The sequence below is a fragment of the Streptomyces genisteinicus genome, from assembly GCF_014489615.1.
In the GTDB taxonomy this organism is placed as follows: domain Bacteria; phylum Actinomycetota; class Actinomycetes; order Streptomycetales; family Streptomycetaceae; genus Streptomyces; species Streptomyces genisteinicus.
Genome location: NZ_CP060825.1, coordinates 6,072,659 through 6,085,042 on the forward strand (window position 1 = coordinate 6,072,659; position 12,384 = coordinate 6,085,042).

A 12,384-nucleotide genomic window follows, 5' to 3' on the forward strand; every position below is an offset into this window, starting at 1 on the left:
TCGGTATGCGACGCCTGTTCCCTGTGACCGACCAGACACTCACCGCCGGGGAGTCCGAGGACCGGGAGTGGTCCCTGGACGAGCTGGCCGCGGCGTACGCGTACCCGGACGGGGACGGCGTGTGGCTGCGCGCCAACATGGTCTCCTCGCTCGACGGCGCGGCCCACCACGACGGGCGCTCGCAGGGCATCTCCTCCGCCGCCGACATGCGGATCTTCGGCACCCTGCGGGGCCTGGCCGACGCCGTCGTGGTGGGTGCGCAGACGGTGCGGGCCGAGGGCTACCGCCCCGCGCGCGCCCGTGAGGCGTTCGCCGCCCGGAGGGCCGCGGCGGGGCAGGGGCCGGCGCCGGTGATCGCGGTCGTCAGCTCCTCCCTCGACCTGGACTTCTCCCTCCCGCTGTTCACCGAGCCGCTGGTGCCCACCCTGGTGCTGACGGGGGCCGGCGCCCTTCCCGGCCGGGTGGCGGCGGCGGAGCGGGCCGGCGTCGAGGTGGTGGCGGCCGGGGACGGGGCCGGCGTGGACCCCGGCCGGGCGGTGGAGGCGCTGGCGGGCCGGGGGCTCGTGCGGCTGCTCACCGAGGGCGGACCGCGACTGCTGGGCCAGTTCACGGCGGCGGGGGTGCTGGACGAGCTCTGTCTGACCGTGTCGCCTGCCATGACGGCGGGGGAGGCGCAGCGGATCGCCTGGGGCCCGGCGACGGCCGACCCCGTGCGCTTCGCGCTGGCATCGGTCCTGGAGGACGCGGGATTCCTCTTCACCCGCTACCGCCGGGCGGCCGCACCGTCCGCGTGAGGCCCGGGGCGCCGCCGCCCCGGAAGCCGCCCCTGCCCCTCCCGCCGTCCCCGCGGACACACGCCGGCCCGTCCGCTGTGCCCGTCTCCTGTACCGATCCCTGCTGCACCTGTACCCCGCGCGGTCCGCCGCGCCCGCGAGGGACAGGCGCCGGGCGCGGGTGCCGCCACGCCGCTGCCACGGCGGAGGAAAAACACCGGAATTAACAGTTCCGCTTAGCTTCCGAGGGGCAGACTTGTGTCGCAGAACCCCGTGCGGTCACGGGGAAGGATGGTTTCCGCAGAAGGGCTCCTGAACGTGTTCACAAGCGTACTGATGATCGAGAAGCCCCTGACCGGCGAAGACGTGGAGTTCCTCACCACCCTGCACGGCGACGAGGAGGTGTCCTTCGTCGTCCTGATGCAGCCCAGGGGAGACCAGGCGGACGTGCTGCTGCGCGCCATCGACGACGTGGCGCTGGGCGAGCTGAAGGAGGCCGTGCGCGAGGGCGATGAACCGGAGGGCGCCGACGCGAAGGCCCCCGCCGAGCGCGGACTCGCCGTCTCGCTCGCCGCGCTGCGTGCGGCGGGATGCGACGCGAGAGGCCAGGTCGTCGAGGACCACCCGCTCGCGAGACTCAAGGACATGGTCGAGGAGGCCGGCGCCGACGAGGTGATCGTCCTGACCGAGCCGCACTACGTGGAGGAGTTCTTCCACCGCGACTGGGCGTCGCGCGCCCGCCACAAGGTCGGCGTCCCGGTGCTCAAGCTCTTCGCCCACAACGAGTGAGCCCCGCGGGCGCGCCCGGCCGGCGGCCCCGGCGCGCCCGCCGCGCGGACGGCCGGGCCCCGGAGCGGGGACGCCGGACCATTAGGCTGGGCCACTGCACCCGCACACCCACCCCGGGAGACTGACACATGGCACCCGCCGTCCCCAGCGCCATGGAGCGCCCGCACTTCATCGGCATCGGCGGCGCCGGAATGTCGGGCATCGCGAAGATCCTCGCCCAGCGCGGGGCCAAGGTGGCGGGCAGCGACGCCAAGGAGTCCGCCACCGCCGAGTCGCTGCGCGCGCTCGGCGCCACCGTCCACATCGGGCACGCCGCCGCGCACCTCGCCGACGACGCGAGCTGTGTCGTCGTGTCCAGCGCCATCCGCGCCGACAACCCGGAACTGGTGCGCGCCGCCGAGCTCGGCGTGCCGGTCGTCCACCGCTCCGACGCGCTCGCCTCTCTGATGACCGGCCTGCGCTCCATCGCCGTCGCCGGCACCCACGGCAAGACGACGACCACGTCCATGCTCGCCGTCGCCCTCACCACCCTCGGTCTGGACCCGTCCTACGCGATCGGCGGCGACCTGGAGGGCCCCGGCACCAACGCACGCCACGGCGAGGGCGACATCTTCGTCGCCGAGGCCGACGAGAGCGACCGCAGCTTCCACAAGTACGACCCGGACGTCGCGATCGTCCTCAACGCCGAGCTCGACCACCACGCCAACTACGCCTCGATGGACGAGATCTACGAGTCCTTCGAGACCTTCACCGGCAAGATCGTCCCCGGCGGCACCCTGGTCGTCTGCGCCGACCAGCCGGGCGCGGTCGAGCTGACACGCCGCGTCCGCGGCCTGCCGTCGCTCCGGGTCGTCACCTACGGCGAGCACGAGGACGCCGACGTCCGCGTCCACAGGATCACCCCGCGAGGCCTGACCAGCGAGGTCACCGTTCTGCTCGACGGCCGGTTCCTCACGTTCACCGTCTCCGTCCCCGGACGCCACTACGCCCTCAACGCGGTCGCCGCGCTCGCCGCCGGCGTCGCCCTCGGCATCCCCGCGCACAACCTGGCCTCCGCCCTCGGCAGCTACACCGGCGTCAAGCGCCGCCTCCAGCTCAAGGGTGAGGCGGCCGGCGTCCAGGTCATCGACTCCTACGCCCACCACCCCACCGAGATGACGGCGGACCTGGAGGCCATGCGCTCCGCCGCGGGCGGCTCGCGGCTCCTCGTCGTTTTCCAGCCGCACCTCTTCTCCCGGACCCAGGAACTCGGCAAGGAGATGGGCGACGCCCTCGCCCTCGCCGACGCCTCCGTGGTCCTGGACATCTACCCGGCCCGCGAGGACCCGATCCCCGGCGTCACCAGCGAGCTGATCATCGACGCGGCGAAGGCCGCCGGGGCCCGGGTGACCGCCGTCCACGAGAAGGCGGACGTCCCCGAGGTCGTCGCGGGAATGGCGGAGCCCGGTGATCTCGTTCTGACCATGGGCGCGGGCGACGTCACGGACCTCGGCCCGGCCGTCCTGGCCCGGCTGGCCGGCTGAGCACGCCCCCGCCGGGCCGCCGAACCGACCGGAGGGAGCCAGTCATGGCGTACGAGATCGAGAAGCCCGACGAGCAGTGGCGGGCCGAGCTGAGCCCCGCGGAGTACACCGTGCTCCGCCAGGCCGGCACCGAGCCCGCCTTCGTCGGCGAGTACACCGACACCAGGACCGCCGGCACCTACGCGTGCCGCGCCTGCGGGGCGGAGCTGTTCCGCTCCGACACGAAGTTCGAGTCCCACTGCGGATGGCCGTCCTTCTACGACCCCAAGGACAGCGACGCGGTCGAACTGGTCGAGGACCGCACCCACGGCATGGTGCGCACCGAGGTCCGCTGCTCCCGCTGCGGGTCCCACCTCGGGCACGTCTTCGAGGGCGAGGGCTATCCGACCCCCACCGACCAGCGGTACTGCATCAACTCCATCTCGCTCACGCTGGACCCGGACCGGGCCTGACGGTCCGGGACCGGACCGGACCGGGCACTCCGCCGACGGGTGTGCCCGGGCCCGGAGCACGGGCCGGAGGCGGTGCACGGGGTCAGAGGCGGTGCACCGTGTGCAGCGTCCTGGCGTAGGTGCCGGTGCCGTCGAGCAGCGAGGCGCCGCCGAGGTCGGCCATGGTGGGGCCGTCGACGGTCTTGCGGCTGGAGAGGAAGCGGCGGCCGCCCGCCGTGTCCCTGCCCAGGTAGATCCCGACGTGGTCCACCGTGGCGGACTGGCCGTCGTCACCCGAGTCGGCGTTGAAGAGGACCAGGTCACCGGGCTGGAGCTGGGCCGCCGCCGGGGGAGCGGTGCCGTCGGTGCGGTCCACCCGCACCCCCGGCGCGTGCAGGGCCATGTCACGGGACCTGCGCGGCAGCCGGGTGCCGGAGGTGTCCTCCCCGGCGGCCAGCGGGACGCCCAGATGGTGGCCGAACACCATCCGGGTGTAGCCCGAGCAGTCCAGATTGCCCACCTGCCGCTGCGACGGCCCGGTACGGGTGCCGTCCGGGAACGTCCAGCCGATGCCCATGTACTCGTGGAAGTCGGCACCCTCGTACCGCAGGCCCCGGGGATCCAGGTACCCGTAGCCGGACGCGCCGAGGACCCGGCTGCCCGCGGCGGGGCCCGCCCCGCAGACCACGTCGGGCGCGCCGGGCAGGAACATGGCCGCGAAGGCGAGCACGTCGGGGGCGGTCGAGCCGGCCCAGCCCCGTACCGTCTGCTCGACGGCCGGGGTCCAGCTCCCGTCGAACGGCTCCGGCAGCACGCGCACCCAGTCGCCGTGGGTCACGGCCGGCGGGGCGTCCCACGCCGCGGCGTCCACCTGGAACCGGCTGACCGCCAGCGTGACCGGCAGGTTGGTGCAGCCGTCGCCCGCCAGCACGCGCAGCCCGACCCGTCCCCGGGAGAACACCGGGTCGGACGTGTCCACCGCCCACGCCGAGGGCTCCGCCCCGGACGCCCGCCAGGCCTTCACCCGGATCCGGTTGCCTTCGCGGACCACCCGGATCGTCCACGGCGTCCCCGCCGCCACGCCCGTCGCGAGCGTCTGCGCGGGCACCAGCTGGGTGACCGCGTCGGCGACCTCCTTCTCGACGCGCAGCTCCACGGCGCCCGTGGTGAGGAAGGAGAGCCGCGCCCGGTAGTGGTTGTGGGTGTCCTGGTAGCCGAAGGACAGCGCGTACGAGCAGGCCTGCCCGGCGGGCACCTTGTCGAACGCCGCGGTGGACCGGACGTCGACGTCCGTGATCCGGTCGTCGCGCACGGTGGCGTGCCTGCTCGCGTAGTCCGTGGTCAGCGCGACCAGACCGGCGCCCGGCGTCACCGACCAGTCGGCGGCGGCGGGCCCGAGGGTCGACCAGCTGCCCCCGCCGGGGGAGGAGCCCCAGTACTGCCGCTCGCCCTCGGGCAGCGCCGGGTCCGGCAGGGTGCGCCCGAAGTCGTCCGCGAAGGGCTTCTTGTTCTCGGTGAACGTCCTCTCGGGGCCGGGCAGGACGACCGTGCGGGCCCCGTGCGTGAGCAGCGCGACCCGCCGGCCGCCCGAGGTCACCTCGGTACGGGCCGGTGTCCCGGGCAGCACCGTGGCGGTCAGCGCGGCGCCGAGCGTGACGCCGGTGAACCAGGAGGCGTCCAGCGGTGCGGTCGTCACGGAGGAGCGCGGGGACGTCAGGCCGGACGGAGCCGCGAGCGGCGCCGGGGCCGCCGCCGCGGCGGCCCGTGCCGCGGGGGCCGCCGACACGCCGAGCGGGAGCGCGGCGGCCGAGACGGTGAAGGCGGCCAGCAGGCCGCGCCGGGAGGTGGTGGTCATGGCGTCATGATCGTCGGATGCCCGCGGGGGACCCCTGCCGACCCCGGCGGGCGCCCGCTTTGTGCCCGGCGGGCGAGGGCTCGCGCCGGGGCGGGGCGGCGGTCAGCCGGAGGCGGACACCAGCCCCGTCTCGTAGGCGATGATCACCAGCTGGACCCGGTCCCGGGCGCCGAGCTTCGACAGCAGCCGGGTGACGTACGTCTTGGCGGTGGCGACGCTGATGACGAGGCGCTCGGCGATCTCGGTGTTGGACAGGCCGCTGCCGACCAGGGTCAGCACCTCGCGCTCGCGGTCCGTGATCGCCGCCAGTTCACGGGCAGCCTCCGGGGCGCGTTCCGGGCGCCGCGCGAACTCCCGGATCAGCCGGCGGGTGACCGCCGGCGCGATCAGGCCCTCGCCCGCCGCCACGGTCCGCACCGCCGCGAGGATGTCGTCCAGTGCCATGTCCTTCACCAGGAAGCCCGCGGCTCCGGCGCGCAGCGCCCCGTAGACGATCTCGTCGTCGTCGAAGGTGGTCAGGACGACGACATGCGTCCCCGCGGTCCGCTCCGTGATCCGGCGCGTCGCCTCGATCCCGTCCAGCACGGGCATCCTGACATCCATCACGACGACGTCCGGCCGCAGGCTCTCCGCCAGTGCGACGGCCTCCGCGCCGTTGCCCGCCTCGCCGGCCACCTCGATGCCCGGCGCGTCCGTGATCACCATCTGGAGCGCGGCGCGCACCAGGGGCTGGTCGTCGGCGAGCACCACCCGGACCACGTCCGGGCGGCCCGGCCCGGACGGGTCCGGCGCCGTGCCCGGCGGCACCGCAGCCCCGCCCTCGCGTACGGAGCGGCCGGCTGTCGCGCTCTCGCGCGCGTACCGGCCGCCGGCCGCCGCGTCCTCCCGTGCGTTCCCGCCGCCGGCCGCCGCCGCGGGGGCCGTCACCGGGCACCCGCCGGAAGGGGCAGCCGGGCGCTGACGCGGAAGCCGCCGCCGGGGCGGGGGCCCGCCGAGAACTCGCCGTGCAGCAGCCCCACCCGCTCCCTCATGCCCAGCAGTCCGTAGCCGGTCTCCGACGGCGCCCCGCCCCGCCCGTCGTCGACGACCTCGATCGACAGGGCGTCCGTACGGTGGTCCAGCGTCACCCGGCACACGGCCGGCCCGGCGTGGCGGACCACATTGGTGACCGCCTCCTGCACGATGCGGTACGCCGACAGGTCGATCTCCGGCGGCAGCGGCCGCCGTTCACCGGTCCGGCACACCTCGACCGCCACCCCCGCGGCCGTGGTCGTGGCCGCCAGCCGGTCCACCTCGTCGAGCCCCGGCGCACCGGTGACCACGTCCGCGCCGGTCCGCGGAGCGGCCCCGGCCACCTCCCCGGACGGCGGCGTGCCCCGTTCCGCCTCGCGCAGCGCGCCGAGCATCCGGCGCAGCCCGGCAAGGGTCTCCCTGCTGGTGGCCTCCACCTCGCCCAGCGCTTCCCGGGCCCGTTCGGGCTGGGTGCCGATGACCCGCCGTGCCGCCCCGGCCTGGAGGGCGACGATGCCCATGCTGTGCGCCACCATGTCGTGCAACTCCCTCGCGATCCGCAGGCGTTCGTCGGTGACCGCCTGGGCCGTGATCCGCTCCCGCATCTCCTCGGCGTGCCGTCGCGACCGGTGCGCCGAGTCACCCGTCAGCCAGGCCACCACCGCCGTCAGTGCCACCGCGAGCTCCGCGGAGGTGCCCGTGTCCCAGCCGGCCAGCCACCGGACGGCCAGATAGCCGGCCAGCACACCCAGCGCCATGGCGACCGCCACCGCCCCCGTGCGGCGCGGGCGGGAGGCCGCGACGGTATACAGGGCGACGTCGACGGCGAGGAACTGCGCCAGCGGGATCTCCCCGACGCTCAGCGACGTGGTGGCGACGACCGAGGCGGCCAGCAGCAGGCCGAGCCCGCCCAGCGGGCCGCGCTCCAGCCGCCGTGCCCCCGCCACGGTCAGCGCGGTGGCGAGCACCAGCTGGGTGATGCCGTCCCACCGGTAGAACAGGACGCCCGCCACGACGGGCGGCTCGTCCTCTCCGGGCAGCCGCACCCTGATGAGGAACGTGAACACCAGGCCCGCGCACCAGGCGAGGACCGTCCACACCCAGGGCGGGGCGTTCCGCCACGACCGGCCGGCGAGCGGGTCGCCCGTCGGCGTCGGCGTCGGCGTTGGTGTCGGTGTCCGTGTCGGTGTCGGTGTCGGTGTCGGAGAGGGCGTCGGCGGCGTCGGAGAAGGTGTCGCGGACATGGCGTGATCGTAGACGCGTGCGCGGCGCCGGGGATCCGACCAGGGGTGTACGACCGGGGTCGACGTCCGAGCGGCAGGACTGTCCACCGCGGCCGGATGCCCCGCGGGGCCTCCCGGCGGCACCGTGGAACCCATGATCGAGGTCGACGAACTGACGAAGCGTTACGGACCGACGACGGCCGTGAAGGGGCTGACGTTCACCGTGCGGCCCGGCCGGGTGACCGGATTCCTCGGACCCAACGGCGCCGGGAAGAGCACCACTCTGCGGTTGATGCTCGGCCTGCACACGCCGACCGGTGGCACGGTCACCGTGGACGGCCGGCCGTTCCGGGACAGGCCCCGGGGGCTGCGCCACGTCGGAGCCCTGCTCGACGCGGCAGAGGTCCACCCGGGGCGCAGCGCCGCCGCCCACCTCGCGGCCCTCGCCCGCTCCAACCGCATCCCCCGCTCCAGGGTCACCGAGGTGATCGAGGAGGTGGGCCTCGCCGCCGCGGCCCGCCGCCGGATCGGCGCCTACTCCCTGGGGATGCGCCAGCGGCTGGGCATCGCGGGAGCGCTGCTCGGCGACCCGCCGGTACTGCTCTTCGACGAACCGCTCAACGGCCTCGACCCCGAGGGGGTGAGATGGGTGCGCGGACTCTTCGGCGAACTGGCCGCACAGGGGCGGACCGTCCTGGTCTCCAGCCACCTGATGTCCGAGATGGAGCACACCGCCGACGACCTCGTCGTCATCGGCCGCGGTGAACTGATCGCCGCCGAGAGCCTGTCCGCCTTCGCGGCGCGCGGCGGCGGAGGCGGCGTCACCGTGCGGACGGACGAAGGGGAGCGGCTCGCCGCACTGCTCACCGCCGACGGCGCCACCGTCCGCGCGGAGGGCGGCCTCCTCACGGTGACGGGCACCGACGCCGGCCGGGTCGCCGAACTCGCCCTCGACCACCGCATCCTGCTCGGCGAACTCACCACCCGTACCGCCTCACTGGAGGACGCCTTCATGCGACTGACCGCCGACCGCGTCGAGTACACCGCGGGGGAGAACCGGTGACCACCACCACGCCGCCGCCCGCCGCACCGCCCCGCGCGGCCGCCGAACCCCGGCCCCGCTTCGCCGACCTGCTCGCCGCCGAGTGGCTGAAGCTGTGGTCGCTGCGCTCGACCGGCTGGAGCCTGCTGGTCGCGGCCCTGGCGGTGCTCGCGTTCACCATGGGGACGAGCTGGGACACCCACCGCTACTGGAGCGAGGACGATCCCGCCCACGCCGCGGCGTTCGTCGCGGACGGCATGCCGCTGGCGCACGCCTTCACCACCAACGCCGGCACCCTGATGATGCTCGCCATGGGCGCTTTCGGGGCGCTCGCCGTCACCGGCGAGTACAGCAGCGGCCAGATCCGGACGACGTTCGCCGCCGTGCCGGCGCGCCGGTCCGTGATGGCCGCCAAGACGGCCGTCGTCGCCGCGGTCACGGCCGGCTTCGGCGCGTTCGTCGCCGGGGTGTCCTTCGCGGTGACGCAGGCGGTCCTCGGCACCCTGGGCGCGGGGGTTCCCCTCGACCACCCGGGCGCCCTGCGCGTGGTCGCCGCGTCCGCGCTGCTTGCTCCGGTCGCCGGGCTCGCGGGCGTCGCGATCGGCGCGGTGGTGCGCCACGGCGCGGGCGCGGTGGTGGGCTGTGTCGTCGTCCTGCTGCTGCTCCCCCTGCTCCTCTCCGACGACCGCCACTGGTCGGCCGTCCTCGGGCACACGCTGCCGTACCAGGCGTGGCTGCGTCTGACCGACGTGCCCTACGGGCCGGCCGGTCTGGTCCACCCGTGGTCCGTGACCGGGGCGTGGACGGTCTACGCGCTCTGGGCCGTCGTGGCGGCGGCGGTGGCCGTGGCCGCCGTGCACCGCCGGGACCAGTGAACCGCCGGGCGGCGCGGGGCGCAGGGTGCCGCACGGCACCCTGCGCCCCGTGGGTGCGTCCCCCGCCGGCAGGGCCCGGGGCCGTCGCCGACGACACGGCGGGCCGGGCCGGTCACGGCGGTGGACAGGCCCGCGGAGCGGCGCGGACGGCCCGCGCTCAGAGCACCCCGCCCGCCTCGTCGTGGAACACCTCGGGCCAGTAGCGGTAGTCCTCCTCGTCGGCCGCCGGCAGACAGGCGACGGGGTCGACCGACGCGAGCACCTCGACCATCGTGGCGGCCAGCTGCTCGTAGAAGTCCGAGGTGAACCCGTGCTCCCGGTCGAGTCGCTGCTCCCGGCCGAAGAGCCAGAGCGTGAAGGCCAGGGTGGAGACGTCGGCGTTGACCGGGGTCGTCCCGGCGGAGCCGTACATGCGCCACGACAGCAGACCGGTCCCGCCGTCGACGACGGCCTCCATGTCGTGGACCAGGCTGCCCAGGGTCACCAGACGGCCGGCGTCCGCCGGTACCGGCCGGTCCTCGTCGCCGTCCCCGTCGTGCCGGGCGGCTTCGCTCTCGGTGAGGGTGCGCAGCACGTCCTCGTCGCCCCAGAGGCCGAACATCAGCTCCGTACGCGGCAGTCCGACCTCGGTGAGGAAGCGTCTGGTCGGCTCGTGGGTCAGGACGCCGGGCAGCTCGGACGGGAGGAAGCGCCGTATGTCGGCGGCGCCGAACTCCTCGTCGAGCAGGCCGGGCGGCAGCGCGAGCGCCAGGCCGTCGCCCGGGCCGGCGATCAGACCGAGCGGCCGCACGGTGGCCGCGATCCGCCAGTAGGCGGGCAGCGCGTGTTCCCACTCGTCGCGCGGACCGGCCTCGCCCCAGTCGTCGCCGTCCCAGTCGGCGTCCTCGAAGACGGCCGACAGCAGCCGCTCGGCCTCCGCCACCGCGGCCGCTCCCGTCCGGCCCGACAGGGAGGCGAAGCGCCCCCGCCGCGCCGTGAAGTCGTCCGTCTCCGCCAGGAATCCGGCCAGCGCGGAGAGCGACGGGGCCAGGGGCAGAGCCTCCAGCGAGCCGGGTGAGTCCTCGAAGAGATACAGCGTGAACACCCGCCCCGTGGCACCGTCGAGCACGATCTCCAGGGTGTCCTCCCCGCAGGCCCGAAGGTGTCCGACGAGGAGCAGACCGGCGACGTGCGGGTCCAGCTTCCCCGCGTCGGCCCCGGGCGCCAGCAGGGCCGGCACCGGCACACCGCCCGACCGGGCCAGCGGCGCGAATCGCATCAGGGCGTGCCGCGCGGGCAGTTCCCCGCCCGTCAGCAGCCGGATCGTCGGCGGATGGACGATCGACGGGTGCAGCTCGTCGGCGGGCAGGGTGACGGTCGGTGCGTTCATGGACTCCCCCGTGGTCGTGCGGGGGCCGTGGCGAACTCCCGCGCCCACCACTGTAGGAGCGACCACCGACATCGATGCTGATGCTCAGGCCGGTGGTCGTGGCTCGACCACTGACTGGCGTCCTGCCGGGCTGTCCTCGTGTTGTTCTGTCAACGCGGCCCGGGGGCCGGCGCGCACCGTCAGCCGCGCGAGTCCGGAGGACGGCGGCGTCGCCGTCCCGTACGGCCGCGGCAGCCCGGTCCGAGGTGACGTCCTCGCACCACCGGGCCAGGCGGACGGCCGTCTCCGGCGCCCGGCGCTGCGGGACCGCCGTCAGCGCGGCTCCAGCAGGTCCCAGCGGTTGCCGTACAGGTCCTCGAAGACCGCCACCGAGCCGTACGCCTCGTGCCGCGGCTCCTCCAGGAAACGGACACCGCCCGCCGTCATCCGGGCGTGGTCGCGGGCGAAGTCGTCGGTGTGGAGGAAGAAGCCGACCCGGCCGCCGGTCTGCGATCCGACACGGTCGGCCTGTTCCCCGTCCTTCGCGCGGGCGAGCAGCAGACCTGTGCCACCGGGGGAGCCGGGCGGGCGGACGACCACCCAGCGGGTGCCGTCCCCGCGGTCCGTGTCCTCGGCCAGCTCGAAGCCGAGCGGGCCGGTGTAGAAGGCGATGGCCTCGTCGTACTCGCGGACGACCAGGGTGACCAGGGCGATGTGGGGCATCCGTGAAGGTTATACGTAACACTTCGATGGGACAATCACCGGCATGCCAGCCCACTCCGTCCCGCCGCATCTCCTGGACCGCGCCCGCGGGCTCGCCGCCCGGGGCGGGCGCCGCATCCTGGGCGTCGCCGGGGCGCCCGGCGCCGGGAAGTCCACCTTCGCCGGGCACCTCGTCGAGGCGCTCAACGCCCCGGACCCCGCCGCCCCGCTCGCCGCCCTCGTCCCCATGGACGGCTTCCACCTGGCCGGCCGTGAGCTCGACCGCCTGGGCCGCACCGGCCGCAAGGGAGCCCCCGACACCTTCGACGCCGCCGGTTACGCGGCGCTGCTCGCCCGGCTGCGCACGCCGGAGCCGGACACCACCGTCTGGGCCCCGGACTTCGACCGCACCGTCGAGGAGGCGATCGCCGGCAGCCTGCCCGTGGAGCCGGGCGTCCCGCTCGTGGTCACCGAGGGCAACTACCTTCTCCACGACGGCGGTCACTGGGCAGGGGTGCGTCCGCTGCTCGACGAGGTCTGGTACCTGGAGACCGACCCCGGGCTCCGGGTGCGGCGGCTGGTCGACCGGCACGTGCGCTTCGGCAGGGAGCGCCGGGACGCCGAGCTGTGGGTCGCCGGCTCCGACGAGGCCAACGCGCGGCTCGTGGCCCGCGGCCGTGCCCGCGCCGACCTCGTGATCACCGCCGACTGACGCACGCCGCACGCCGCATGCCGCCCGCGCGCCGCTCGGGCCGGGGCCCGTGCCCGGCCCTCCGACCCCAGCCCCGCACCCGTCCGCCCTCACCGCCGCC

At 75.1% G+C, this 12,384-nt stretch carries 12 protein-coding genes; 7 read left to right on the top strand and 5 right to left on the bottom strand.

Annotated elements, in window-relative coordinates; all coding sequences use genetic code 11:
• Positions 1-5 precede the first annotated feature (5 nt).
• The 4 genes from IAG43_RS26090 (at position 6) to msrB (ending at position 3,537) form a co-directional block, all read left to right on the top strand.
• Positions 6-794, top strand: a complete 789-nt coding sequence (locus IAG43_RS26090; RefSeq protein WP_187743110.1) for a pyrimidine reductase family protein — start codon at positions 6-8, stop codon at positions 792-794.
• Positions 795-1,091: 297 nt separating this feature from the next.
• Positions 1,092-1,562 carry an indole-3-glycerol phosphate synthase gene (locus IAG43_RS26095; protein WP_187743111.1) on the top strand — a complete coding sequence of 157 codons (471 nt, stop codon included), beginning with the start codon at positions 1,092-1,094 and terminating at the stop codon, positions 1,560-1,562.
• Positions 1,563-1,690: 128 nt separating this feature from the next.
• Positions 1,691-3,085, top strand: coding sequence for a UDP-N-acetylmuramate--L-alanine ligase (gene murC, locus IAG43_RS26100; RefSeq protein ID WP_187743112.1), 1,395 nt, complete (start codon positions 1,691-1,693; stop codon positions 3,083-3,085).
• 44 nt (positions 3,086-3,129) lie between these two features.
• On the top strand, positions 3,130-3,537 hold the full coding sequence (gene msrB / locus IAG43_RS26105; RefSeq protein ID WP_187743113.1) for a peptide-methionine (R)-S-oxide reductase MsrB: 408 nt from the start codon (positions 3,130-3,132) through the stop codon (positions 3,535-3,537).
• 82 nt (positions 3,538-3,619) lie between these two features.
• Here the strand turns inward: msrB and IAG43_RS26110 are convergent, their stop codons facing one another.
• From IAG43_RS26110 to IAG43_RS26120, 3 genes are all read right to left on the bottom strand, one after another.
• Entirely contained in the window at positions 3,620-5,371 is a 1,752-nt protein-coding gene (locus tag IAG43_RS26110) for an NlpC/P60 family protein (protein ID WP_187743114.1), read from the bottom strand.
• Between the two features lie 102 nt (positions 5,372-5,473).
• Positions 5,474-6,130: a response regulator gene (locus IAG43_RS26115; RefSeq protein ID WP_281403998.1), complete on the bottom strand. Its 657-nt coding sequence runs from the start codon at positions 6,128-6,130 to the stop codon at positions 5,474-5,476.
• 164 nt (positions 6,131-6,294) lie between these two features.
• Complete coding sequence (locus IAG43_RS26120) at positions 6,295-7,482, bottom strand: sensor histidine kinase (protein WP_246574567.1); 1,188 nt, start codon at positions 7,480-7,482, stop codon at positions 6,295-6,297.
• Positions 7,483-7,759: 277 nt separating this feature from the next.
• On the opposite strand from IAG43_RS26120, the gene IAG43_RS26125 reads away from it, so the two are divergent.
• Both IAG43_RS26125 and IAG43_RS26130 read left to right on the top strand, forming a co-directional pair.
• On the top strand, positions 7,760-8,668 hold the full coding sequence (locus tag IAG43_RS26125; protein ID WP_187743116.1) for an ABC transporter ATP-binding protein: 909 nt from the start codon (positions 7,760-7,762) through the stop codon (positions 8,666-8,668).
• Positions 8,665-9,522 carry an ABC transporter permease gene (locus IAG43_RS26130; protein WP_187743117.1) on the top strand — a complete coding sequence of 286 codons (858 nt, stop codon included), beginning with the start codon at positions 8,665-8,667 and terminating at the stop codon, positions 9,520-9,522. The genes IAG43_RS26125 and IAG43_RS26130 overlap by 4 nt, the downstream gene beginning before the upstream one ends.
• A gap of 157 nt (positions 9,523-9,679) precedes the next feature.
• On the opposite strand, the gene IAG43_RS26135 is transcribed toward IAG43_RS26130, so the two are convergent.
• Both IAG43_RS26135 and IAG43_RS26140 read right to left on the bottom strand, forming a co-directional pair.
• Entirely contained in the window at positions 9,680-10,891 is a 1,212-nt protein-coding gene (locus IAG43_RS26135) for an SUKH-4 family immunity protein (protein WP_187743118.1), read from the bottom strand.
• 312 nt (positions 10,892-11,203) lie between these two features.
• On the bottom strand, positions 11,204-11,593 hold the full coding sequence (locus IAG43_RS26140) for a VOC family protein (RefSeq protein ID WP_187743119.1): 390 nt from the start codon (positions 11,591-11,593) through the stop codon (positions 11,204-11,206).
• Positions 11,594-11,636: 43 nt separating this feature from the next.
• Between IAG43_RS26140 and IAG43_RS26145 the strand changes: the two genes are divergently transcribed.
• Positions 11,637-12,284 (top strand): nucleoside/nucleotide kinase family protein, encoded by a 648-nt coding sequence (locus tag IAG43_RS26145; RefSeq protein WP_187743120.1) that lies wholly within the window; start codon positions 11,637-11,639, stop codon positions 12,282-12,284.
• The last annotated feature ends 100 nt before the right edge of the window (positions 12,285-12,384 follow it).